21 protein-coding genes and 1 tRNA gene are annotated in these 26222 nt (G+C 31.0%); 1 reads left to right on the plus strand and 21 read right to left on the minus strand.

Features of this window, described 5'->3' with window-relative positions; translation table 11 throughout:
* Positions 1 to 87: 87 nt before the first annotated feature.
* The 16 genes from R3L15_RS10325 to R3L15_RS10400 all read right to left on the minus strand — a co-directional run bounded on the left by R3L15_RS10325 (position 88) and on the right by R3L15_RS10400 (position 19853).
* Complete coding sequence (locus R3L15_RS10325; RefSeq protein WP_338731536.1) at positions 88 to 1677, minus strand: vitamin K epoxide reductase family protein; 1590 nt, start codon at positions 1675 to 1677, stop codon at positions 88 to 90.
* 313 nt (positions 1678 to 1990) lie between these two features.
* Positions 1991 to 5275, minus strand: a complete 3285-nt coding sequence (locus tag R3L15_RS10330) for a DEAD/DEAH box helicase family protein (RefSeq protein ID WP_338731537.1) — start codon at positions 5273 to 5275, stop codon at positions 1991 to 1993.
* 117 nt (positions 5276 to 5392) lie between these two features.
* Positions 5393 to 6691, minus strand: coding sequence for a hypothetical protein (locus R3L15_RS10335; protein WP_338731538.1), 1299 nt, complete (start codon positions 6689 to 6691; stop codon positions 5393 to 5395).
* Between the two features lie 5 nt (positions 6692 to 6696).
* Positions 6697 to 7503: a DEAD/DEAH box helicase gene (locus R3L15_RS10340; RefSeq protein WP_338731539.1), complete on the minus strand. Its 807-nt coding sequence runs from the start codon at positions 7501 to 7503 to the stop codon at positions 6697 to 6699.
* Positions 7504 to 7511: 8 nt separating this feature from the next.
* Positions 7512 to 8456, minus strand: a complete 945-nt coding sequence (locus R3L15_RS10345; RefSeq protein ID WP_338731540.1) for a DUF1837 domain-containing protein — start codon at positions 8454 to 8456, stop codon at positions 7512 to 7514.
* Positions 8457 to 8852: 396 nt separating this feature from the next.
* Positions 8853 to 9524 (minus strand): response regulator, encoded by a 672-nt coding sequence (locus R3L15_RS10350; RefSeq protein ID WP_338731542.1) that lies wholly within the window; start codon positions 9522 to 9524, stop codon positions 8853 to 8855.
* Entirely contained in the window at positions 9524 to 11320 is a 1797-nt protein-coding gene (locus tag R3L15_RS10355) for a tetratricopeptide repeat protein (RefSeq protein ID WP_338731544.1), read from the minus strand. Before R3L15_RS10355 ends, R3L15_RS10350 begins: the two co-directional genes overlap by 1 nt.
* 300 nt (positions 11321 to 11620) lie before the next feature.
* Positions 11621 to 11791 (minus strand): hypothetical protein, encoded by a 171-nt coding sequence (locus tag R3L15_RS10360; protein WP_338731546.1) that lies wholly within the window; start codon positions 11789 to 11791, stop codon positions 11621 to 11623.
* 211 nt (positions 11792 to 12002) lie between these two features.
* Positions 12003 to 12728 (minus strand): LytTR family transcriptional regulator DNA-binding domain-containing protein, encoded by a 726-nt coding sequence (locus R3L15_RS10365; protein WP_338731548.1) that lies wholly within the window; start codon positions 12726 to 12728, stop codon positions 12003 to 12005.
* Between the two features lie 479 nt (positions 12729 to 13207).
* The gene (locus R3L15_RS10370; protein ID WP_338731550.1) at positions 13208 to 13687 is read right to left on the minus strand and encodes a hypothetical protein; all 480 of its coding nucleotides are present in this window, start codon (positions 13685 to 13687) and stop codon (positions 13208 to 13210) included.
* Between the two features lie 36 nt (positions 13688 to 13723).
* Positions 13724 to 14404 carry a hypothetical protein gene (locus R3L15_RS10375; protein WP_338731551.1) on the minus strand — a complete coding sequence of 227 codons (681 nt, stop codon included), beginning with the start codon at positions 14402 to 14404 and terminating at the stop codon, positions 13724 to 13726.
* Positions 14401 to 15756 (minus strand): site-specific integrase, encoded by a 1356-nt coding sequence (locus R3L15_RS10380; RefSeq protein WP_338731553.1) that lies wholly within the window; start codon positions 15754 to 15756, stop codon positions 14401 to 14403. Before R3L15_RS10380 ends, R3L15_RS10375 begins: the two co-directional genes overlap by 4 nt.
* Positions 15757 to 15809: 53 nt before the next feature.
* Positions 15810 to 15882: transfer RNA gene (locus R3L15_RS10385), tRNA-Met, on the minus strand.
* A 125-nt stretch (positions 15883 to 16007) separates the two neighbouring features.
* Positions 16008 to 16835: a Two component regulator three Y domain protein gene (locus R3L15_RS10390; RefSeq protein ID WP_338731554.1), complete on the minus strand. Its 828-nt coding sequence runs from the start codon at positions 16833 to 16835 to the stop codon at positions 16008 to 16010.
* Positions 16836 to 17019: 184 nt separating this feature from the next.
* Positions 17020 to 17847, minus strand: coding sequence for a Two component regulator three Y domain protein (locus tag R3L15_RS10395; protein WP_338731555.1), 828 nt, complete (start codon positions 17845 to 17847; stop codon positions 17020 to 17022).
* 101 nt (positions 17848 to 17948) lie between these two features.
* Complete coding sequence (locus tag R3L15_RS10400; protein ID WP_338731556.1) at positions 17949 to 19853, minus strand: ATP-binding cassette domain-containing protein; 1905 nt, start codon at positions 19851 to 19853, stop codon at positions 17949 to 17951.
* A gap of 82 nt (positions 19854 to 19935) precedes the next feature.
* Between R3L15_RS10400 and R3L15_RS10405 the strand changes: the two genes are divergently transcribed.
* The gene (locus R3L15_RS10405; protein WP_338731557.1) at positions 19936 to 20328 is read left to right on the plus strand and encodes a DUF983 domain-containing protein; all 393 of its coding nucleotides are present in this window, start codon (positions 19936 to 19938) and stop codon (positions 20326 to 20328) included.
* On the opposite strand, the gene R3L15_RS10410 is transcribed toward R3L15_RS10405, so the two are convergent.
* The 5 genes from R3L15_RS10410 to gldK all read right to left on the minus strand — a co-directional run bounded on the left by R3L15_RS10410 (position 20309) and on the right by gldK (position 26094).
* On the minus strand, positions 20309 to 21346 hold the full coding sequence (locus R3L15_RS10410) for an FAD-dependent oxidoreductase (RefSeq protein ID WP_338731558.1): 1038 nt from the start codon (positions 21344 to 21346) through the stop codon (positions 20309 to 20311). The genes R3L15_RS10405 and R3L15_RS10410 overlap by 20 nt on opposite strands.
* Before the next feature lie 75 nt (positions 21347 to 21421).
* Positions 21422 to 22321 carry a gliding motility protein GldN gene (gldN, locus tag R3L15_RS10415; protein ID WP_338731560.1) on the minus strand — a complete coding sequence of 300 codons (900 nt, stop codon included), beginning with the start codon at positions 22319 to 22321 and terminating at the stop codon, positions 21422 to 21424.
* 48 nt (positions 22322 to 22369) lie between these two features.
* Entirely contained in the window at positions 22370 to 23944 is a 1575-nt protein-coding gene (gene gldM / locus R3L15_RS10420) for a gliding motility protein GldM (RefSeq protein ID WP_338731562.1), read from the minus strand.
* A gap of 54 nt (positions 23945 to 23998) precedes the next feature.
* Positions 23999 to 24637, minus strand: a complete 639-nt coding sequence (gene gldL, locus R3L15_RS10425) for a gliding motility protein GldL (RefSeq protein WP_338731564.1) — start codon at positions 24635 to 24637, stop codon at positions 23999 to 24001.
* Positions 24638 to 24726: 89 nt separating this feature from the next.
* Positions 24727 to 26094, minus strand: coding sequence for a gliding motility lipoprotein GldK (gldK, locus tag R3L15_RS10430; protein ID WP_338731565.1), 1368 nt, complete (start codon positions 26092 to 26094; stop codon positions 24727 to 24729).
* Positions 26095 to 26222 lie beyond the last annotated feature (128 nt).

Here is a 26222-nt window from a genome sequence, read left to right on the forward strand (position 1 = left end):
AATTTTAATGTTTAAAGTTAATAAAATAAAAATCGTGTGTTTTAAGGACCACACGACAGGTCCTTCCTTGCAAGAATATTTTTATTTTTAGCTTAATATATTGGTTAAGTCATCAATACTATATTGTTCCGGTAACTCATGACCGTCAATATATATTGTTGGAGTATGGCTTATACCCTGTAGAATACACCAATCACTCATAGCTTTTATCATATGTCTTTGAAGTTTCATCTCTCCGTTTAAAGCATACTGTTTAGCGAAAAGGGAATAGTCTTTCTTTTTCATACTATACCAATCATTTAGTGATTTATGTATTATATCTTCATCTCCTTTTTCGGCTAATGCTAACAAATGGCTAACAGGTGCCGTTTGCGTATAGCTCTCCTGAGGGTGTACAGTAAAAAGTATTTGTAAATCAATCACCCCTTTTTTATACAAATTTTCCAGAATTGGGTGTGCTTTAGCACACGGCCCACAATAAGGATTGCATACTTTTATTATTTTATACTTTGGATTCTTATTCTTAAGGCAGATTCCCAAGCCTGTTGGTTCATTTTGAATTTTTTCAGAATCCTGTAACAAAGCTTTAAAAGTATTTGGGTTGTCCTTAAACCTGTTAAGAGTTCTTTTATATAAAGGAAGCATTTTTCTTTGTTCCAAAAATGGTTTTAAAAACATGAATGACAACAATGAATAGATGGCAACACCAATAAAAATTAGAAACTGCGACAAAGTTTGATCAATATTCCCGTAAAACCCGCCCCAATAAGCTACAACAATCTCTAAAAGCATGACCCCCAAAAGCATCAAACAAAAGCGACACCACTTTTTTAAGATTACTGCCTGGGTATAAATAGAATAGATTATAACAATCAAGCTCAATATGCTAATATTGCCCAAAAGCAAAAAAGTATTTGTTTTGAAAGAAAACACTTGTAATAAAAATCCCGCTAAAAAATACGAAAAAGCGATTGTGCTTAAAGACAAACTACTACCTAATAATTGCGCTTGTTTGGAGTACAATACGGCCTCGCAGTTTAATTTCTTTCCTCCTTTACAAAAATGTTGAAGCTTGGGCTTATAAACCGAAATTTCATACCTAACCAATTCGTAGGATATAACTAACCCTAAAATATTTAAGATAAAAAACAATAAAACTGGTAATGATATTTCACTTATAGCAGTATTCCTAACCAAAATCATTAACAGGCAAACCAAAAGAATTGCCTTCAATACTTGCTCGACCCGTCGTTTTTTTAATTTCTCAATGATGTTAGGTTCTTGAGAATTTTCATTTTTCTCAACTAAAAGCGCAATACCAGTCCAACGCTCAATAAATTGTTTTTTTGTAGCTGTTTTCTTTTTATTAAGATAATTATAATATGTAACATCTTTATCAGTAACTTTTTCTATAGTGTGGAAAAAGAGTATAGCAGGAGCCCGCTCATCTTCTTTAACCATTACCTGAACAACACAAGGAAGCGGTAATTTGTCTAGGGAATCATTCTCTACTTTGACGGCAGCACTGTCTATCTTATAATGTGAAAGAGATTCTGAAATAGCTAGAAGATTCGGATAATCGGATTGAGAAAGGATTATATCAGTTGCATATACCTTAGTGTACTTAACCTTTAAAAGTTGTAGTATCTTAATAAAAGTGTGGAGTGCATTATCCATAGTTCAAAAAGTGTACTTTCTTTAATTAACCGTTACAAAGTATAAAATTCGAGGATAGGCCGAATAAGGATACACCTTACCATTTGGAAGGTTTTGTTTGGTGAAATCTAAAATTACAACTTGATGATGGAGGTTTTTAGAGAATTGCAGACCTACTTTTTAGACCAATAGCCTACTCATAACTATAATAAAGTTCAATCTATTACTCACATTAAAAACTATAACTTTTTCAAAGTTTTAGGGAATTAAGCAGTTCTAAACTGGTAATGTTTAAAAAAAATTAAATAACTATTTACTTCAAAACTAAATAATTCTATTTATTCACTATTACTTTTAAATCTATATTCCCGACTTCTTTAAGGTAGTTTTCAGTTACTCCGAGTAATGTCATAATACTTTCCGATACGCTCTGTTTGGACAAACTTGGTTGCACGATAAAAACCTCAAAATTCATTGGTTTTTTATTCTTGGCAATAGTCAATAGTCTTTCCAAATCATCTGAACTTCCTTTTTCAATTCTACTTCTTTCTTCTCCAGTTCTGACTTTAGTTTTTCTTTTTAGCAGATGTTCAAAAAATTCTGTTCCTTTTTTATGTTTCCAATGAATGGATTTTTGTGCTTGACCACAAACTTCATAAAAGTTGTCTATCCTTGTGTTTATGTTACCGTCTTTTGCAAATTTCAGATGATAGAACTGGACATCGATTCTCTTATCAAATTCTTTTATCGTTATTACATCTGCAATTTCTCCTGAATAGTCATCATCATATACTATATCATAATCTTCTGCAATAAGTTTTTGGATTGTAGCATATTGTATTGAATCGGTTCGCAAAGGAACTACTCCTTGCGCTTCTTTACTTAAATCAACATTTGACCAATCCCAAGCGATTAAATTCTCTGTTGGATATGGTAAAATTATTTGTTTTAATTCAACATATTCATTGCCTTCTAATCTTGAGCCATCAGCAAACCAAACTATTGGTGGATTAGCATTTAAATATTCAGTCAAGTCAAACTTCTTGGTTCCGATTAATATTTCTCCGTTATTGACAGAAGTTTTTACAATTCTAAAATTTGCTATTTGATTTTCTTCAATTGTTTCTATAAATAGCTCTTTTTTAAATTGAATAGAATTTGAAGGTGTTTTAATTTCAAATGTTATTTCTCCATTGGCATTTGCATTCGTTAGCCCAATTGAGCAATTCGTCAAACTGAATTCTTGGTTATCGATAACAAACGAAACTCTTGATTCAGAATTATCGTAAAAATTATCATCCCAATCTATATGAGTAGGATAAATTTTTGGAATATCACTTATAATTTGGGGAATCAAGGTTTCTTTTAAAACTTGGTTAGGGTCGATTGATTCATCTATTAATTTTTTTCCAAGTTTGTTACACCATTTAATGAAACCTCTTAAATCATTTCTTAAATAACTCCAAATACGACCTTTGTAAGAACAACCTAAAGTTATTTTATCTCCTTCATCGTAACCTGAACCAAATACAAACGCCTTTTGTCCTCTTTGCTGTTCTGCAATTGACAATGCTTCTTCTATATCTGTTCCAACTCTCATAGTAAATCGAATTTTTCGATTTAAAAATTCCTTTAAACCAACATTTTGAAGTGAAACTCTTTTTACATCGTAAAAACTTTTGAAAACATTTAATTGGTTAATCATTAAAGCTTTGTCATACAGAACAGCATTAGCTAAATCTTTATAGAGACTTGATTTATCTGAACTATGAATAAACAATAGATTGCTCTCTGTATCATAATAAAGAACTGTTAATTGCCAATTTAGACCAAATACCTCTTTATAGTTTACCCATTCAACTTCGCTTTTACCAGCTGTAATCAAAACCAAAGTTTTAGCTGTTTCATTATAGTCCGAAAACTTATATTCTAAATCATCATATCCTTTGATTCCTTTTTTAAATTTCTTTAAATCGTAAGTGTCATCTACAACAATATCTTGGTCATCTTTATCAAAATTGTTTTTATAAACTACTGTACTTAATGCAAACCGAATGTTCTGGAAAGGAATTTTTGAGCTTTCTAAATATTGGAATCCATCTATAAATTCATTAAAATCTATCTGCTCTTCAATTTCATCAGAACTCAATGTTGATAATAATGAGTTCCAGTCTGAATCTTGTGCGTAAAGTTCACTTAACTCATTTTCAACGTTTGAATCTGCTAAATTGGCAATAAAAGTAGCATTGCCAAGTTCATCATCGTGCGATGTCCTTGTAAATCTACCAGCAAATTGAAGTGTAATTGGTAAGCTCTTTCTAATATCGTGAAATGCTGCTATTTTGAGTTGTGGTAAATCAAAACCTTCTCCCAGCATATTTACAGCAACAATAATTTTATGTTCACAATTAACAATTGACTCTAAAATTGCTTTTTTATTCGCAATTGAAGAATGAACCATTATAGGATTTAAATCCTCAAATTCTTCATAAATTTCAAATATTTCTTTTGCTCTGGTTTTGTTTTCACATCGAGCCATTAATATATGATTGTAACCAGAAGCAATATCTTCTCTTAATTTCTCAACTGCTTTTTCTGCGATTATTTTATCTCCTTTTTTGAAGTCATACTCTCTAATTGGTAGAAAACTAATAGGCTTAAAATATCCTTGTTCTTGTGCTTTTTTTAGTGAAAAGTTAAATATTATTTTACCGTCAACTCTTTTTCTATCGTTACGGAAAGGTGTCGCTGTAAATTGTAAAATTTTTGATTCCTTGAAAAATAGCCTTACTCTGTTCCAAGAACGAGCTTCTGAATGATGTGCTTCATCTATAAATAAATGAGAAAAGTTTTCTGAAAGTAATACGAGTAGCTCATTTGAATTTTTTGAGAGAATACTCATTGTAGTAACAACAACATTGCATTCGTTAATAAACTCCAACAGTTCATCTGATTCCGTGAAATTTTGCTGTAAAATTCCAACTCTTGGATTTAAGGCATTTTCATTTACGATTCCAAATTTCTTAAGTAATCCTAAAGTATAAAATTTGTTGAATATTTGAGTTCTTAAGGCATCAGAAGGAACGGTGATAATTATCTTTTCGCACCTATTAGCTATTAGGGTTGTAAGCATAGTTTCAGTTTTACCTGTTCCTGTAGGCATAACAACTGTACCTATTTCATCTGAAATTTTTAAGTGGCTTAAAATTGAATATAAAGCAGCAATTTGTGGTTCTCTTAAACCATTTATTCCTTCTGGCAAGTCTTCTTCAATAAAAGAGAAATTTCCTTTCCAAGATTCAATTATTTCATCTGTCGTGTATTCTTTAATTTTAGGATGTTTAATCCATTTTTTGAATCTTATCTCATTATTTTCTAATCTTTCTTCAGTTGTTTTTTTATTAGTTAATAGAACGTAATCAAAACCTTCAGGCATTGTGTCTGGATTGCTACACAAACAATATTGAATTCCATTATTTTCAATAATCGTATAGCTTCTATGCGAAGAGACAAAGTTGTATTCTAATTTTGAACTAGGTTCTAATAGTTGTTTGGCAATATTTTTAGTCCTAACTTTCTGCCAATATATTTTCTTTAATTCGGGAAGTTTTAATTTCATAAGTTAAATTTATATCTATAGTTTTAAAAAAAACCAAGTTTTAAAATTCGATGATTCTCAAAAACTCATAAAAACTACTCAATAAGTTAATGAACCTATATTATATATAGTAGGAAATTAGATTTCTTTTTTAACACGAACTGTAATTCCAACAAAAAAATATTTTAAAATATATTGATCAAAGTTATCGATTCCCTCAATTAATGAGATTCGTTTGAAACCAATCTCATTTATTTGTGTTAAAACATCGTGTAATTTCTGTTCTTTATTATGAAAATCAATTAAACCTGCATTATGTATTTTTCTTGAAATCATTCTTGGTAAACCAAACTCCTCAAGCTGGTAAACAACTGTTGGTAGAAATGCATTTGATGCTAAAGAAACAAAACGTGAAATGTCATAGTTTTTATCCTTTAGTATCTCTTTTTGCAAAACATTGACATCACTCAACAATGAAGTTAATTTAAAAGTAACTTTTCTTTCCAGTTTAAAAAAATCATCAATACCTATTTCGTAAGGTTCTAATTCTTTTAAAAGTTTTGGTATAGGTTTAAACCAGTTATATTTCAAAATTTTAACAAACTCTACGAATTGTGTATAACTTGCTTCCCAACCGCCTGGCTGTAAGCGAATTATTTTAAATAGCATCCTGCCCCAATTTTGAGTATTCATTGAATTTAAATAACCTAATCCATTCCAACTTGTTGGGTCGTTTTTCATATCATAAGCGATTTTCTTAATCAATTCCGCATCACTTATTTGAAAAATATTTTGAGTCTGTAACCTTTCAAACTCTTCTTCTCCTAAAATAGAAGCCATTTCTTCTTTGTACATTATAATTTTGGTTACTTGCTCACTCGTTAACTCTCTTGCGAACTTCTTTTCATCTAAATCGCCAAGTATCTCTTCTGGAAATGGTATATCTAGTTGCGTCTGTTCTTCTTTAGGTGGTACATCTAAAATGTAAATTTTTCCAATAAAATGTTTAAACATTCTGCCGCTACGACCCATAATATTCTTATAGGTAAAGTCGTTTAATCTTGCCCTTCCTTTTCCACTTCTATTTGCCCAAATAATTACATTTTCTGCAGAAGTATTTACACCCTCAATTATAGAGGAAGTAGATATTACATTATTTAAGCCTTCTGGTTCTTCAAATAGCTTGACTTGGATTTGACTTAAAGAACGATGAAGTCTTCCATTATGAATTCCAGTTCCTCTCTTTATTAATTTTGTAAGACTCCAGTTAAAAGAATAGTTTTTACTTAACCAAGCTGAAAATTTATTAAGTAGTTCACGTTCTTGTTCAACATTACTTCCTATCAGCAATGTTGAAAGGCTTTCTATATTTTTATAAGTTCCCGCATAAATAAGAGATTTAGTTTGTGTTTCTTTTAGAATGTTAAGTAATTTCAAGCTTTTTAATTCTTCATCATTTTGAGTTCTTCGTGAAAATCGTGTTTTTCAAGAAAAACAGTATTGAAATCTAGCGAAAAGAATTCCATTCCGATTGTGAAAGGATTTTCTTTTAAATGACTAATATTGGGTGCTAAAAAATAACGTTGTTTAGCAACTTTACCGAGCTTTAAAATAGCTTTTACAAGAGTAGGGGAGCGATCAGTATCAAATTTTGAACTAGCTTTATAGAATTCATCAATGATGAGAATATCTAACTGTTCTATTTTTCCAACATAATTAATAGCACGCTCCTGTGGGAATATAAATATATTTTTATCTGCAAGTTCAACTTCGGTAGTTGTAATTATTTTATATTCATGCGCAAATTTTTTATAGAGTCTTCTTCTTGTTTCATCTGTTAGTGCTATAGTTGGAACGATAATAACAACGTTTGTTGGTTTTTTAATTGAAATGTAAGCATCAATTACGAAGCTTTTTCCGAAACTTGTAGGTGCACTAACAGCAACATTTCTTCCCTCAATTAATTTGCTTAAAAGACTTGATTGTTCTCTATGTAGAGTTGGTATTTCTATATCCCCAGTATCTACTTTAAATACTTCATATACAAATCTATCTTGCCAACTCGCACTATCGTAATCTATATATGGATATAAGCCAGTTTCTTTAATCAAATGATTTACTAATCCTGAATATTGAATATTATTTTGTTGATGATAGTCTAAAAGTTTGATTAGTTCATCTCTAGCTATTGATTCTTGATTATCAATTAAATAATCATTTATTTTATGACAGGTTTCGAAAATATCCATATTGTAAACTAATCTTGATTCTTATAATGTTGTACATTCTGGATGAACTTATCGACGATAGGCTTTTTCTCGGGAACAGGAAATAGTATTAGATGAAAGTGAATCTCTGAATACTTAAATATAGATTTGCTACATTTTTTTACCTGTTTTTTAAAATACGATTCTGCTCGCTCCTTATGATATTCTATGATTTCTTTCTTGTATTTAGGAGAAAGAGAATTATTTTTCGCCGTTATCTGGCATTCATATAACATAAGAATTGGAATATGTAGTTTTGGCTTTAATTCATCAATCGAGGTTTTAGATGCTAGTAGCTTTTTTATTTGTTCCAGTAAGTCTTTTTCGTCTTTTAGTAAATCATTCAAGTCTGAAACATTAGTAACAATGCTATTTTCCTTTTTAAGTTTATCTGATAATAAGGAGTTTTCAACAGAATTGACTATGCTATATAGTCTTTCGTCCTCGATACTATTGTAAAACTTTGCCTCCCCAAACCAAACGGTAAAGGTCTTATCATCATTTACTATTATATGGACGCTATCAGCACCTTTAGCGTTATCTTGTACATTTTGCTTATAAAAAATTTTAGGAACAACAGGTAGAGCTTTATAATGATGTTTCATAAAACCATACAATATAATTTCAGCCAGTTCACTTCCTTGTCCATCTTGATTTTTTGAAAGATCTGTTAGTCTTAATTTTTTAGCTGCTTCTGTAAGAGCAGAATGTGATTTATCAATTAGCGCCATTCTGTCCTTATAAGAAAGTGCTGTTTCTGCAATATTATCCCAAATGAAATCTTGGAATTTTCGAAATCTCCATTTGCCGTCTGCGAAGTCATTTATCAGACTTAAAACATTTTTGTTTTCGATATGTTGAATTTCCCTCTCTGACTTTAGGTTTACAAATGAATCATCAATCAATATTTCGAAGTCAATGCTTGTTTGAGCCACTTTTATCGGATGTATTAAATTCTTATTTAAATGATGCCTAACAATTATATGTATTCAAAGTTTAATCTCCTTTCTTATGTTTGTGTGGTTTTAGGGACGGTGTATTTCCAGACGTCTTTTTATTATCCCGTTGGCGTCTATCAGGTTTCCCTGTTGATTTAGCGATTCTTTTTGGTCCTTTTTTAATTCCCATAATAATGATGTGTTTTTTTAGTATTAATAAAAATAGGGATTTCAATAGTTTGCATTAGATAAGGAACCATATATCAAATAATAACATCAATACCATTGGAATAGTATTGAATCAACTAATTTAAGAAATCACAATATGTTTTTGATAAGGAAAACCCTTATAATAAGTAAGGGTTTTTAAGGTTTATTATAGGAATATATAGATTAAATAAACCCTTTTTCTCTTGCAATCTTCACTAAAATTCTATCATCCTTACCTGCAATATTGAAAACTTCCTTTAATAAACGTTTTCTTCTTTCAATACCACTAATAGACATGGATATAACATTAGGCAATTCAGACATTTTTGTTCCATTGGATAATTCATGGAGTATTAGTCTGTCTATTTTATCTAAAACAAAATCTGAAGTTATATGTTTACGAATTAATTTTCGAACAGTTTTACTGTAGTGAGGTGGTTCTTCAATAACTTCAATAATCCCTTTAATCAAATCCTTCGGCTGCATATCATTCTTAATTAAAAACCCATCCGGATTTAAACTTTTCAATATACTGTCAATCCTATAATTATCATTATATGTTGTTAGTACAATAATTTTTGTTTTGGGACTGATTTCCTTTATTCTTAATCCTAAATCCTCACCTGACAAGTATTTCCCATCTTTAGACTTTGGTAGTTTAATATCCAAAAAAATAATATCAAAAAAGGATGATGGATTTTTATTAATCTGAATTAATGCATCATCGATACTCACTACTTCAGTAGTAATAAAATTATACAACCCTGTTTCCTTTTTTATTTTTGAAAGCGCATTCTTATAAGAACTGGCAATAATAGGGTGATCGTCTACAATAAGTACATTAATATCTTTCATTATTTCACTTTATATGGGATTTGCATAGATAGAATAGTCCCTTTATTAGGTTTGGATTCTATAATAAACGTACCATTTAATTGATTAATTCTGGATTGCATATTCTTAAACCCTATCCCTTTACTTGATTTTTTTATATTGAATCCTTTACCATTGTCTTGAATAATAAAATTAAGCAATCTATTGTTAAATCCTAAAGTGATTTTAACTAAACTAGCATTTGAATACTTTATTATATTTTGTAATGCCTCTTGCAAAATACGGTAACAGTTTAATTTAATAGTATCTGATGTTTCATTCCAAATCAAAGACTCATGACAATTTATTTCATATTTAAAACCTCCTAAAAGGCTTTTATCATTAACTAAAGTAGTTAATATTGAAATATAATCGGATATTGAAAGTAAATTTTCCTTTTTTAATTCGTGCGAAATATCTCTTATTTCTCCTTCAATATTTTGTAAACCATTAACTAAATTTTCATGTTTCATTTTTGTTTCTTCATTCCCTTCAATATCTAAAAACCCTAACTCCATTCGTGTTCCAAATATTTTACCTAAAACACTATCGTGTAATTCCTCTGAAATTCTATATCGTTCTTTAAGCCTACCCTCTTCTTGCTTGACATGTTGCTCTAACATTAATTTGTAAATTTCCTCGTTGGCTTTTTGTTGCTCTTTTTCTAATCGCAGTTCGTTATTTTTTGTTTTTTGTAACCTCAGAAAGTATAATAATGACAGTATAGAGATAACAGCAGTGCTAGAAATTAGGATAATATATTTTTGTAATGAGAGTTTTTCAGCTTGATGAATATACTCATCTGTCTCAAATCGAATCCTAGCAAATTTATTTCTTAATAAACGCTCATGTTTATATAGATTTTTTGTTAGTAAAACATGTTCTGTTAAATATGAACTTGAATTTTCTTTATCTATTTTGGAAAGCAACAACAAAGAGGCTAACACATCTCTTTTGTTCATTATTTTATTGGCCAGTTCGTTTGCTTCTCTAGAATAATCAATAGCTTTTACTGTATCTTTTGTAAACAAGAAATATTCAGCCAAATGCAGCTTGGCAATTACAATACCTGAAAAGTTGTATAAACTATCTCTAATATGCAATGATTTCTTTAAATGAAACTTTACTCCTGATGTATCTCTATTCAATAATCTAGTATAAGCAAGATTATCCATTAATCTCGCATATAGCTTAACATCTTGATCAAATAAATCATTATTTTTCAGTGCTTCGCTAAAAGTCTCTATAGCTTTTTCATAATTATTTTGCTTTTGATAAGTTAGTCCCAGATTATTTAGACTTTGTTCCTTAAAAGTGCCTTTTTGTTTTACTTTTGCTAAACTTTCAATAGACCTTGTGTAATAATCAATGGCTGCCACATAATCTTCTAAATCCATATAAATACTTCCAAGAAGATTATAAGATTTATAAAGTGATAGATTCTTATTTAATGATTTATAAATAGATATAACCTGAAATAATTTTGATTGGCTGCTTACATAATCCTTTAATCGGCTTTGAATAAATGCCATGTTATACATCATTTTAGCAGAATAGTATTTATGACCAATTAATTCATAAAAATTATTCGCTTGATAATAATGATAATATGAAGAATCTAAAACGCCCCTTTCAGAATAGTAAGAGCCTCTATTCCAACAAGTTTCAGCAATACCAAGAGTGTCTTTTAGTTTTACGGATAAAGTATATGCTTGGTTATTTGCTTTATTAAAAAGCAACGAGTCTTGGTGTTCAAGTGCTTTATAGGCTATTTTCAATGAATTTGAATTTTTTATTGCATCATTATTCAATTTGCAATTAATATCAAAAGCTTTTAAAAGGTTTGACTGTTCAATAAAAAACGAAATACTGTCATTCTGCTTATTAAATGATCTCGTGTTTTTTGTGTTTTCTGAATTGCAACTAACAAAACCATTAAGCATCAAACTAAATAATAAGATTCTAACGATAAATATGTTTGAGAAAACTTTCAAATATTTAATTAATGTTAAAAACAAATCTATAAAAAAAAGCCTTAAACAAGAGTTTAAGGCTATCAATAATATCAAGTACTATAATTAATCTCCATCTTCATCTCTATCATTATCAACTTCACCAGATTGATCATCTCCAGTACCATAAGTTTCAATTGTTTGATTAGGGTGGTCTCCATCAATACTACTTGGTGTGCATGAAAAAAATAAGGCAGCAAAAAACATTAGAACAAAAAAATTGTGTGCATTCTTCATAATAAAATATTTAGGATTAAACAATTGGTCATCCCAAGTATTAGGGTTGACCTGAAATACAGAGAGACTTGTATACAATCTCAATGCGTTATGAAGAAGCTTCTTACTCCAAACTAAAGTAGAGTAGAAATACAGCTAATTAAAGTACTCTTAAAGAGGTTTAGTGAAACCATCAAGTTTAAGAGTGAAAAGTATGTTTATGAGAGGAAAACTAGTTCTGGCTTGGAAAAGATATGTCTGCTAAAGAATTATTTATAAACTCTATGTTATCAAAATAGGTTTTGGTAAATGGAATAACATGTGAAGTATTGTCAATAGTACATTTAAGCTTACCATAATTAATCCTAGAGACATAATTTTTGTTAATTATATAGCTCTTATGTATTCGTAAAAAATTATTTGGAAGATTACTTTCGTAAGTTTTTAATGTTTTAAAAGCACTCACAATTGAACCGTCAGAAATATAAAAATCAGTAGTATTATTATCGGCTTTTAAAAAAAGAATGTCCTCAATGTTTATATACTGAAAATCTTTGTATGACTTTAAACATAGCATTTTACTGTAGTTCGTCAAATGTTTTTTTTTAAATTTTAAAATTGATTTTCTTATCTCTAACTCTGTAAGAGGGTTCAATAAAAAATCCACAAAATTATGTTTGATTGCAAAATATGCGGTATTCTTGTCTCTTGATATTCCAATTATGTTGGTTTGAGTATCCGTACAAGTGTTCAACTCTGATATAAATTCAAAAGAATTATTAAAAACATCATCTAAATTGAAGAAAACCAAATCTGGTCTTTTTTTAAGGATCGTGTTCATTGCCTCTTCATAAGATGATGAAAACCCAATAGAATTGAACATAGAATAGTCTGCAAATACTTTTTTTATTGTATTAGTGATTTCATCATTATTATCAATAATAAAATAGCTAGTCAAACTTCTGCTTTTAAAAACTCAAGGTATCAATTGAATTGCAGAACTAAATAAGGATGTGCCTTGTATTTTTTAAGGAAATATTTAATGTAACTAATTGTATCATTACTGTTCAATTCCATAAAACGATAATGAAATCTTTGTTAATAGTTATCGCCTTTAGTTGTATTCACCAAACATTGGGACAAAAAAGCTAGCAAATAGTGTAGAATCAACCTTTATTAGGTTACATCTGTAACCCTAATCAACGGAATAGTAGAACAAATCAATGGAATTAGTGACACTTTTTTTGGTTATATTCATAACCTTTAAATTGAAAATACTTTTATTTATGAATTTGCAAACCTTATTGTCAAAAAGAATACTTTTATATTTTTGTCTTAAAGAGGTTTTTTCTACTCTTTCGTTTTGCTCATTGTAATTTGAACGGTTAATATTAAGCTCTTTATTAAATCAACTATGCCTTCAAATTGTATATTTCTTTATTTACTCCAATAGAATCTGTATACAACCTGACTTGTTTCCATATCAAAATATGGTTTTCTTCCATCGGGCAAAGGATTAGCATTTAAAACCAAATGGTAACGTCCTTTAATTTCGGCTACAATTTTTCTAATATCACCCTTTGTTAAAGCTTTATCCGCTTCTTTTGTAACTAATGCCTTTAATCCATCAGCAGCTAAAGACCCTAAAGTAGCATTTCCAACTCCCGCAGCACTTAACTTCTCAACCTTGATCTTGGTTGGATTAGTTGAAACGGCAGCATCTGTTTTATCAAACTTTTGATCATTTGTAGCATTTTGAAGGCGATCGTTTTCTTGTTGTATTCGATCTTGATTATTCTTTCGGTGATGATACGCTTTGGAACGACAACTATTACTACAATACTTTTGTACAACACGCCTAGTTGGCACAAATTGCTCAAAGCAAAACTTACAGGTATAATATTTTGAATCTCTCATTATACGTCAAATATACGTTCATTTGACGTAAATTTACTAATTTTTGATAATATTTACACCAAAAACAGTTTCCAAAAGATAGTTTTCAGCTTTTGCTCTTGTATCTGCTTTTAACTTTTTAATATGTTCTCTCCTATCCAAACCTTTACTTATTGGTTTCTGAACAAACTGCTTATTTAGTTTTGGAACAATAGGCTTTAGATTACTCAAGATGGTCTTGGTATTTAACTTACTATTCGGAAATATTTGAGACTTTTTAGAGAACTTTTTTTCAAACTCATGCTTATGACTTAAAAAAAATTGGTGCTGTAAATTGAAAGCTGTTTTCTGGTCAGTTGTTATATTAAGCATATCATCCTGTACATGGCTGTTTAACCATTCACTTAAATACAATAATGAATTAACCATCTCACCATATTTTTCTAAAACATACTCAAATCCTCCTTTGCTATTGTTTTCCTTAAAATCATACAACAGAATGATATTTTCATCAAGGAACCGTTTTTTTGACAGAATGAACATGCCTGCCTTCGTATCTTCAAGATCTATTGTAAAGCCATCCTTATCAATCAAAACCAATTTGTTTATATCCTTTACCACGTCCTTTGTCTTTTGAATATTCATTAACTCAAGTAACGATTCTGGAATATAGAAAATACTAACCTTAAATAGGTTTACTGTAGTATCATGCAAAATTTGTTCTAACTTTCCTTTCATCTAGGTTCAATAAATTTTGAATAATCTTCAGGTAACTCTGCATCTATATCTCTTAGGTACTGTTCAAGAGCCAACATCGTTGAATGTCCTGTTATTTGCATAAGATAACTTTTAGTCTCAAATGGAGTCAAGGTCTTTCTTAATTCTCGATATAGTTTTGTAATATAGGTATGTCTAAAACTATATAGGCCATATTCTTCTCCTAATCCAAACTTATCCTTCACCACTCTTTTAAAGCGTTTGGAGAAGTAGTTGCGCTTATTGTCAGCTGTTGTTTTCCACACTCCACCAATGCCTTCAGGCGTAAATAGAAAATCTTCTGGTTTATGTCTATCCAGATCCGGCAAATCTCCCCATAATACTTCAGGAATTATTTTAGTTTTTAATGGACTATTCTTTGCCTTAAAACTCAAAGTACGGTTTTCAGCATTTATATCTCCTATTTTCAACCTACAAACCTCTATTGGTCGCAAAAAATTATAGGAAACAAACTTTATAAATAATAACAATGTAGGATCTTCATTTTCTAAATGGTCGAATATTTCCTGTTGTTGAATTTTTGTATACGTTTTATTTCTTGTTGTTGTAGTTTTAAGATTCTTTATTTTTTTAATAAAGTTTTCTCGAACCATTTCATGTTCTTCCAATGTTGAAAAAAAACTACTTAAACTAGCTCTATAATTATTCCTGTTTCTAGCTGATGTTTTAGTCATAATTCCAAGCAGAAATTCTGAAACTATTGCTTTATTCACTTGTTTTATATACTTAACATCCTTCTTGTTATCCTTAAGCCATTCCTTAAATATTTTGATATGGCTACCATAAGAACGTAAACTACTGGCCTGTAAGGTCTTCTTTTTAAGCACCAAATCAAAATCAAAAGCTTCCTGTAAAGTAGCTTCTACTTCCTCAATAGGCGTTTTTTTAACTTCTGCCTTGTTTGCTATGCCATTATCGTCTTGCTCAAAAGAACTTTCAATACTTTCTAGTTTTTCTTCAATTACTTTTGTTGGGTGTTTATCTTTACTTCCAAGATAAAGGGTCTCATTGTCCTGATATGGATTGTAACCTTGTCGTAAAAGCTTTTGTAACACTTGCCGTAAAATAGTCAAAACAGCTAACCGTTCTTCTTTGGTCTTGTATTTGTTTGCTTCACCATAAATTGGTGTCTGACGTTTTAACTTTCCTGTTTCAGGATTTCTAAAGGAAAAATACACATACCAACGTTTGGATAAATCGTTGTTCGCCGTGTAGATTTTGGGTGTGGAAAATTCTTTTTTCAATGACAAATCGTATGCACTTTCGTATGCACTTTTGTATTCTTGCTCAATTAGGTCGTTAAAATTACGCATAAAAAAACGGTTTGGCAACACCAAACCGTTTATATACGTGACTTTGTCATTTGTAGCGGGAACTGGACTCGAACCAGTGACCTTCGGGTTATGAGCCCGACGAGCTACCTACTGCTCTATCCCGCGATATTGGACTGCAAATATACTAGCTTTTTTGGTTTTAACAAGAAAATATTTCAAAATATTTATGAAATAAAAAAGGAGCCATTTTTTTAGCTCCTTTTTCAAATCAACAACAATATTTAGTGCTATTAATCATCAATATAATCTGTTGCTATAGCTTCATTTTCATTTTGTGGAATTCCTAATATACTAGAATCGTCTTGTTTAATTACCGATACATACTCCTTATCTAAATTATTATCACTTACCATTATAACTGATAACTTTTTTAAACCATAAATACCATATGGCAAACGCCCCGATAATTGATTGCTAGAAAGTACTAGTTCTTTCAAGTTATCTAAATTTCCTATTTCATGAGGAATACGCCCTTCTAATTTATTATCAATTAAACTCAGTTTTTCTAATTTTGATAACTCTCCTAATCCTTTAGGAATAACTCCTGTAAAAAAGTTGCTTCCTAATAACAACTCTTCAAGGTTGCTTAAGTTACTCATTTCATTGGGAATATGACCTGTTAAACTATTACTATATAGTTTTAACACTTTAAGGTGGCGTAAAGTAGTCAGTTCATTTGGAATCTCGCCACTTAATTTATTCATATAAAGCTCTAATATTTCTAACTGTTTTAATTGTCCTAATGTAGTTGGTAAGTTACCTGATATATTATTAAAACCTAGTTTTAGTTCTTTAAGGTGAGTTAAATTAGCTAACGACTCTGGTAAAATTCCATGAAGATTATTCATTTCTAAATGTAGCTTTACTACAGCATTATTTTCTATAGTAACACCATACCATGTGTTAACAGGTTTATTTATATCCCATGCGTTAACCCAATTATTACCTTTAGTTGCTTGATAAAAATCTAATAAGGCTTCCTTTTCTCGTGGAGAAATTGAAGCAAAGGTTAAAGTGGTAACCAAAAACAGTAAAAAGGCTAGTTTAGTTGTTTTCATATTCTTTTGGTTTTGAGGCTAAAAGCTAAGCAATAATAATTCATATATTGATTAAACGCAATTTTTTTCGACGAAATGCACGATTAAATATTGTACGTTTTTAAAGAATGGTAATATTGGGCAAGAAAAAAAGGATAACATGCCTGCTATCCTTTTATAAATATTGTGTTGATTTTTTTGCTTTTTAATCGTCGAAATAATCTGTTGCAATCATGCCTTCATCTTCAGGAATAATCTGTAATCCAGGAGGCGTAGATTTACCAGTTACTGTTACATATTCTTTTTCTAAATTATTATCACTCACCATCATAATTTCTAAATGGCGTAATCTAGCCACTTCAAAAGGTAAAACTCCTGTAAGATTATTGCTTGACAAGACTAATTCTTTTAATGATTTTAATTGCCCTATTTCAATTGGTATATGACCTTCTAAATGATTATCTAACAAAATTAATTTCTCTAATTGCACTAATTCACCTACAGATGTTGGAATAGTACCTGTTAAATGATTACTTCCTAAAGACAATTCTTTAAGGTTTTTTAAGCTCATTAAAGTTTCTGGTATAATACCTTCTAAGGTGTTGCTATAAAGTTTTATAACTTTAAGCTTTTTTAAATTGACTAAACTTTCTGGAATTTCACCTTCTAATTTATTCATAAATAACTCTAAACTTTCAAGGTTTGAAAGTTCTCCAATACTTTTAGGCAATTCGCCTGACAACTTATTAAACCCTAAGTTTAAATGTTTTAGATAAATAAGCTTTTTAAGCTGGTTAGGAATTTCCCCGTCTAAATTATTCATATGTAATTGTAAACTTACTACATGATTATTCTCTACAGTAACACCATACCAATTAGAAACAGGTGTATTTAAGTTCCATGTATTGGTCCATGCATCACCGTTTGTAGCTTTATATAGGCTTTTTAAGGCTTGCTTTTCTGAACTTGAAACTTGAGATAGAGCAAAAAACGGTATTAATAAAGAAAATAGAATTGTAATACTATTTTTCATAGTTGATTGTTTGGGGTTAACACAAACAAATTAAGAAAATGATAGGTATAAAACCAACTTTATTCGACCAACTACATGTATTTGAAAGAATTTATGTATAACTATAACGCATCTAATGCTTCTTGAATAGTTTCCCAATCTAGCATTAATTGTTCTAATTGATTTTTTTTAGCTTGATAGCTATCAAAAAAATTGGGTTTTGACACAGTTTCATCATAGTTTACAGCAAGCTCGACATCAATTGCTTTAATGTCTTTTTCTAATTGCGTGATTTTAGACTCTACTTTGCTTAATTTATTTTTTAGAGATTTTTGCTGTTTCTGCGCTTCGTAACTTAGGTTAATGCTTTGCTTAGACTCTTCTTTTACAACATCCCGTTTTTCTACTTCGCGAAGGTTTTCAACATTGCGTTGTTTTAAATAAAAGTCAATATCGCCCAAATATTCTTTAATTTTTTGGTCTTTAAACTCATAAACAGTATTGGTTAATCCTTGTAAAAAATCACGATCGTGAGATACTAATATTAATGTTCCTTCAAAACGATTTAAAGCATCTTTTAATACATTTTTTGATTTGATATCTAAATGGTTTGTGGGCTCATCCATAACCAGCACATTAAATGGCTGTAACATTAATTTGGCTAATGCTAAGCGATTCCGTTCGCCTCCAGACAATACTCTAACATATTTATCGACTTCTTCGCCACGAAATAAAAATGCACCTAAAATATCGCGCACTTTGGTTCTATTAGTTTCGTTTGCTGCATCAATCATGGTATCATGAACGGTTTTATTTCCGTCTAAATATTCAGCTTGATTTTGGGCAAAATATCCTATTTGTACGTTATGTCCTAAATTTAACTGGCCTTGGTGTTCAATTTCATTAACAATAATCTTAGCCAATGTTGATTTTCCTTGACCGTTTTGTCCAACAAAAGCAACTTTACTATCTCTTGCAATAGATAGATTAATATTATTTAATACTTGAAGTTCTCCATAATTTTTAGACACATTTATAGCTTCAAGCACGACTTTACCTGGTGTAATTGACACAGGGAAATTTAATGTCATCACACTATTATCTTCCTCATCAACTTCAATACGATCTATTTTATCTAATTTTTTTATTAAAGATTGTGCCATTGAAGCTTTAGAGGCTTTTGCTCTAAATTTTTCAATAAGTTTTTCGGTTTGCTGTATTTGCTTTTCTTGATTTTTATGAGCGGCTAATTGTTGTTCTCTTATCTCTTCCCTAAGTACTAAAAACTCACTGTATGGTTTTGGATAATCATAAATTCTACCTAATGAAATTTCAATGGTTCGATTAGTAACATTATCTAAAAACATTTTATCGTGAGATACAATTACAACGGCACCTTGATAATTTTTCAAAAAGTTTTCTAACCAAATTATCGACTCAATGTCCAAGTGGTTTGTGGGCTCATCTAAAAGCAACACATCGTTATTTTGTAACAAAAGTTTGGCTAATTCTATACGCATACGCCATCCACCGGAAAAAGTATCGGTAAGCTTATTAAAGTCTTCTCGTTTAAAACCTAGGCCTTGTAAAATCTTTTCGGTATCACCTTGATAGTTGTAACCGCCTAAAATTTCATACTGATGTTGAATATCATTTAAATCAATCATTAACTGGTTGTAACTCTCGCTTTCGTAATCAGTACGTTCGGCTAGCTGTAAATTAATATGTTCCATTTTGGCTTCCAAATCCTTAATATCCTTGAAAGCCTCGTAAGATTCTTCTAAAACAGTTTTGCCAAACTCAAAATCGATATCTTGTTTTAAAAACCCAATACTTAAATCTTTATCGGCTGCAATTTGGCCAGAGTCTGGCTCAAGTTCTTTAGAAAGAATTTTAAGCATGGTAGATTTCCCTGCACCATTTTTTCCAATTAATCCAACACAATCACCAACACCCAATTTAAATGTAATTTCTTCGAATAGAAATTCGCCTTGAAAACTAATAGAAAGGTTATGAATATTGAGCATTTGTGACTTTTGTTACAATTTATGATAGATAATATTGTAATTTTGTAATTACAATTTTCAGCGCAAAAGTACAGTTTTAATTATGATTAAAAAAGGCTCCAAACTATACAGCATTTTAACAGGTAGTTGTCCAAAATGCCATCAAGAATCTATGTATGAAACTAAAAACCCATACATTTTATCAGATGTTTTAAAAATAAATGAGGAATGTTCGCATTGCCATACCAAATACCGAATAGAACCATCGTTCTTTTATGGCTCCATGTATGTTAGCTATGCTATTGGTATTGCTTTTGGCGTCGCGGCTTTTGTTATAAGCTACCTCTTTTTAGGAAGTAGTTTAAAAACAGCCTTTTTTGCAATTATTGGAACATTGGTTGTTTTTGCCCCTATTATTATGCGTTTATCTAGAAACGTATGGATTAACATTTTTATGCATTACGATAAAAACTTAGTTAAGAAGAAAAGCGAGTAACATTAATCTCTTCTTCTAAATTAACATCCTTTTCAATAAGGTTGTAAAGCTGTTGGGCTACATAAGGTGCTATCATAACGCCTCTAGTACCAAGACCATTTAACACATAAAGATTATTATATTTAGGGTGTTGACCAACTAGTGGCCTTCTATCTTTTACGGTAGGACGAATTCCTGCTTTTTGATTAACAACTTTAAAATCGCACTGAATAAATGTATTTAGCTTATCTAAAAGCTCCTTTTTACCTTCCTCTGAAGGCTTGTTTGTTTTATCGGTCCAATTATAAGTAGCGCCTACTGTATAATAATCATCCCCTAACGGAATTAAAAATGCACTGGATTTTAACACAAAATCTATTTTTAAATCTGGAGCATGAATGGTTAATAGTTCACCTTTGGTGCCATTTAATGGTAAATAGTTAAAATAAGGGTTCTTTTTTAAACCAAAGCCTTCACAAAACACGATACTTTTTGCTTGAATATCTTTATAAATTACATAGTCTTCCTTAATTATTAAATCATCATAATTAAACGATTCATTAATATATGTGCTCTCCAACTTGTTCTTAAACGTAACCAATAAATGTTCTGTATCTATTCTTCCTGTATGTAGCACTTCACCTAAACCATATGGGGCAGGAACAGCCACATTATTATTGCTACAAATTTTTGGAGACAAATATTTTTGTAGGCCATATTTATCGGCTGCTACAAACCAATTGTTTTGTTCTTCTACCGAATTGAATAACCGTTTTACAGGAAGTTTATAGTCTAGAGTAGTCTCTAAGTAAGCCTCTAAGTCGTTATAAACACGATTTACCAACTCTAACTGCTTATCACTTTTCCACACTGGTGTAAATCGTTTTAAAACTACTGGGTTATATAATCCACCAGCAACTGTAGATGATTGTTGGGAGTTATCATCAAATACAACAAACGACTTGTTCTGCTTTAGCAATAAATGGCAAAAATTAACCCCTGCCAATCCTTGACCAACTATAATATAATCTACTTTCATATTCTACGAAGGTAACATAAAAAAAACGCCCACTTAAAAGTGAGCGTTTTCATTATTTGTTTATTAGATAAAAGCTTAATAAGCCCACATATCTAATTCAAAGTTTCTTATTTTTTCTTTAATTCTTTCAGATTCTAGAAGTTGCATTAAAGCATTATCAGAAATGTATTCTGTTACTTTTCTATCACCATATACATTTTCTTCTTTAAAGATATAACCGTTAAATCGTCTTGAATTTAAGATATGATCGAAAGAATATGGCATAGCACTATTTTCGTTGTTAAACGATTTTGCTTCGTGCAATACTTCTCTAGCATCTGGATAGAATACCCAGAATAAAGGAATAGGTTCTTTGTTAGCTTCGTCATCAGAATCTAAGAAGTTAACATCTGGTGCTGCTGGTGCAATTCCGAGAAGTCTGTACTTTAATTCTCCTTGACGTTTATCAAAATACCATAATCCTTTTACTAAATAAGCGCTAATATGGTAAGAAGTAATGTCGGTTTTAGTGATATACTCTGGATCTACACGTCCTTCGGCATTGAATTGTTCGTAACCGATATCTAGCGTATCTACTTTAGACATTGAGTATTGTAAATCTTCTATAGTACGTTCTGCTGTGAAGTAAGAATCGTCGTAAATTTTCTCGATTTTTCCATCTTTAACAGCCTTCCATAGTACATCAAATAAAGAGCGTCTATTTTTCCCAATATTGTTTGTATCTATAGGATAATATAATGGAAAGTTAACACGTTCGTCAAGAACAACGCGTTCCCATGTCATTTTAGAGAACATAATATCTCTATCATCTACATAACCATATTCTAAAGGCTTATCATTATCTACTGCTATTTGGGCCTCTGTTTTTACACCAATCTCTTCTGGAGCTTTGGCATTTAAAATATTGGCTTGAGAATAAGCAGTTACACCAAACGATATGGTTACAACGGTTAATAAAATACTCTTTAAATTCATCTTCTTCTTTTTAATTATTAGGGCTTATCAATTTAAGATATAAAGCGCTTAGTTTGTAATTTCTACTACTACAGGAGAAACACTTTTTAACTTATAACTAGAGTTTCCTCTAATACTTGCTTTAATATCGAAAATTGCAACTTGGTCTCCTCTTCTTGCTTTACGTAAAGCGTTTTTAGCTTGTGAGTTAAGTTTTGTTCCACTTACTCTTACAGAAGGTTGACCTGGCACTTTAATTTTAAATTCAGATACTACGATTGGTAATTCGAAGTCGAAATCTTCTAACTCTGCTCCAATTGTTGCAATCTGTACATTGTTTCTTGGTAACTTAACAATTCCTGTTTGTCCAGCAATAGTTCCAGTTGGTTTTGGTATATCTTTAATACGAAATGTTTTTCTGTCTGCAACAGCAGAACCATCGCCTAAAGTAGCAGTTACATTAATAGTAACCTCTCTACCTGTTCCAGGTCTCATTTCATATTTACCATTACCTGTTTTTCTTAATCCGGTTGCACTAGCGTTAACTTTGTTATCTGGCACACCTGCAAACGAAATTGTCATTGGGTTTACAACACCTCTATAAACAACATTCATTTTATCTGCAGAAATAGTTGCAGAATTAGGTTTTGGTACAACAACGTATTTACCATTAAAGTCGATTGGTAATTCTTTACCATCCTCTAAGAATGTAAACTGTCCTTCTACATCGTGTTCACCTACATTACCTACGGTAAATTCGATACGAGCAGCTCCAGTAGAATCGATAGCACCTTCTCTATCTAAATCTAGAGACTCGCCACCTACGCTTAATTTGGTTGGTGTAACGTTAGCATATTTACCTAATACTACTTTACCTGTAAATTTCTCACCAGCGAAAAAGGCATTTTTGTCTGGTACTACAATAGCAGTATAGTTTTTTAATGATACCGCTTCGTCTAATGTGTTTCCTAAAAATAGGTTATACATATTAGTTTCTGTCGCTTTAACATCGTTTTGCATTGCAGTTAGCTTTGTATACGATGCAATAGCTGGGAAACCTTGGAAATGGTAATCTAACCATTGTAGTTTTTTACCATCTTGGTTTACGACTTCTTTAGTATTGAAACGTTCTTCAAAGTTTTCAACAGCTTTTTGGTATTTTACATCGTCTCCTAAAACAGCTTCAATATCAGTCTTATATTTGTTAAGACGATCCATAAAAGCCTGTCCTTCTTTGGTTAAACGATCTCCTGTAAACCAGAACTCATCTAAGAAATCACCTTTATCCATCTTTTCTGATGGTAAGTCACCGTTTTCTTCTCTTTCAAATTTACCTTTTTCAAGGATCATTGCTTTTTGTTCACCTAAATACTTAAAAAAGTCATCAGAGATTTTGCTTATTTGTTGCGCGTTGTTTGAAGCTACTCTAAATTCATCTGGTTTTTCTTCGGCTTTTTGTTTTAAGCCTTCAAGCATTCCTGTGTTTGATGTAGACGCTAGTTCGTTAGCTCTTACAAATTTATCGTTCATTAACCCGAATGCTGAAAGTACTTCTTTACTCATGGTCATTGCAATCATTGCAATAAACACTAAGTACATTAGGTTAATCATTTTCTGCCTTGCAGATAATTTTCCTCCTGCCATGTTTTAATTAGTTTTGTTTGTTAGAAATTAAAATTTACTAGTAAATAATACTAATTAAGACTTATTCATAGCTGTTAACATACCTCCATAAACACCATTTAAAGAAGATAAGTTAGATGCTAATGATTGCATTTGTTCTTTTAACTTTTGAGCATTCTCAACAGTTTCTTCATTAATTGCTGCTTGACGGTTAACACTTTCTAACTGTACTTTGTACATGCTATTTAAAGATTCCATTTGTGCTGCTGCTAAAGATAATTCTTCACCATATTTTTTAGTAGCTGCAATAGAGTCTACTGTTGGAGAAATTCCTTTTGCTGCGCCTTCAAAGTTTTTAATGCTATTTCCTAAGCTAGACATTAAGTCTGCATCGATTTTAGCTTCTTTTAATAAGTTGTCTAATTTTTTAGATAATAATCCTTCTGCATCTTTAGGCTCTTCTTTTTTAGTTTTCTTAGCGCCTAATGATTGCCCGCCAGCTAATTCTGGAAATACCAAAGACCAATCTAAATCACTCTGTTGTTTTTCGAAAGCTGAAACTGTAAATACTATTGCTTCAACGACCATCCCTAAAGTAAGGATTAAAGATCCGTAAGGCCAGTGCTGAATTTTGAAGAGTGCTCCAATAATTACGATTGCTGCTCCAAGCCCGTAAACCATATTCATTGTTGAAAGTTTTCCTTTTTGTGCCATAATTTTAGTTTTTAGTTTAAGTATGCTATTATACTTAAGGTAATTTAATATTTAGTTAATTGTTAATTGATTTTTAATTTAGTTAGCTTTTAGTTTCTAGCGTTTAAAGTTACATCTGTTCCCATGTAATCTTGCACGGTTCTAAACCCTATATAACTTCTTGCTGAATCAGCATATTCGTAGTCACGAGAACTTACTTGTAAGAAATAAGCAACATCTTTCCAAGAACCACCTCTTACTACTTTACGTTGGTTGTTTACATCGTTAACACTTGGGTTAATTGTTGATACGAACTCATAAGATGATTGATCGTAAGAAGCGTTTACCCACTCTGAAACATTACCTGCCATATTATAAAGATTGAAATCGTTAGGTTCGTAAGACTCTGCTTCTACAGTGTATAATGCTTGATCGGCAGCGTAATCTCCACGTAATGGTTTAAAGTTTGCCATAAAGCATCCTCTATCATTCTTAGTGTAATAGCCACCCCAAGGGTAAGTTGCTGCTTGCAGGCCACCTCTTGCTGCGTATTCCCATTCTGCTTCTGATGGCAGTCTATATTTATTTACAAAATGTTTATCTCTTTCTTTTCTATCAGCATTATGATACAGTGTTCTCCATTCGCAAAAAGCTTTTGCTTGTGCCCAAGACACGCCTACCACAGGATAATCGCTATAGGCTTCATGCCAAAAGTAATCGTTGTGCATAGGTTCGTTATAAGAGTAAGCAAAATCACGAATCCATGCAGTTGTATCAGGATAAATTTCTACTTCTTCTTGTATAATAAACTCTGAGCGTTTCTTTCCTTTGTTGGAAGCTTTGGCTGCTTTTTCCATATCCATATAGGTATATTGGAATTTAAACTTAGTAACATCCCAAGTTCTTTGGCCGTTATAAGACTCTTCCATAGGAAGATACATGGTATCCATAACTTCTGCATAGTACTCATCTGGATAATCATCTGTATCGAAAATTAAATCTATATCATGGTTTAATTTTCTACCTTCATACCCTGTTGGACCAAGTCCTACATAGTTATCATACATGTACTTTTCATATACGGTCATGTTTGCTGTATCAGCGTCTTTAAATGCAAATTCACCAATTCCTCCATTACCTGGAGTTTCTCCAATCTCATCAGCTAATATTGCCAACTTAGTTCTAATAGTAGAATCTCTAACCCAATTTACAAATTGACGGTATTCGCTATTAGTAATTTCTGTAGCATCCATGTAAAAAGATCTAACCGTTACGGTTTTTGTTGGAGCATCATGAATTCCAGCAAGATCATCATCTGCTTTACCCATGATAAATGCGCCACCAGGAATTAATTCCATTCCGTAAGGTTTTTCGGGGTGCCACTTCTTTCCTTTAACTCCTACTAGCTGGCCTTTATCTCCTGACCCACAACTAGTTAGAAAAGCTAAAACTGCGATTAATAATATAAGTTTCTTCATATCCATAGAAAACTCGAGGTTAAATTTTGTGCCTTTAAAATTTTAAGAGCGTAAACATATCTATATATTTTTTAAAAAACAACTTTTTTACTAAAAAATTACACATTTCATCGTTGAAAAGTGCATTT

Source organism: Mangrovimonas cancribranchiae (assembly GCF_037126245.1).
In the GTDB taxonomy this organism is placed as follows: domain Bacteria; phylum Bacteroidota; class Bacteroidia; order Flavobacteriales; family Flavobacteriaceae; genus Mangrovimonas; species Mangrovimonas cancribranchiae.